General features: G+C 49.4%; 1 rRNA gene. It reads right to left on the minus strand.

The annotated features are described in order from the left end of the window. A 16S ribosomal RNA gene (locus tag ATB76_RS26975) occupies nucleotides 1-203 on the minus strand; the annotation flags it as partial. Nucleotides 204-251 lie beyond the last annotated feature (48 nt).

The raw sequence follows: 251 nt of genomic DNA on the forward strand, positions 1-251 counted from the left end.
GCCCGTAGGCATTATGCGGTATTAGCCATCGTTTCCAATGGTTATCCCCCACATCAGGGCAATTTCCTAGGCATTACTCACCCGTCCGCCGCTCGACGCCCTTAACGTTCCCCGAAGGTTCAGTTAACTCGTTTCCGCTCGACTTGCATGTGTTAGGCCTGCCGCCAGCGTTCAATCTGAGCCATGATCAAACTCTTCAATTTAAGATTTTGTTCGGCTCAACGAATACTGACTTCAAAACTCATCCTTAC

The sequence above is a fragment of the Vibrio sp. MOR3 genome (genome assembly GCF_001557775.1).
Classification (GTDB): domain Bacteria; phylum Pseudomonadota; class Gammaproteobacteria; order Enterobacterales; family Vibrionaceae; genus Vibrio; species Vibrio jasicida.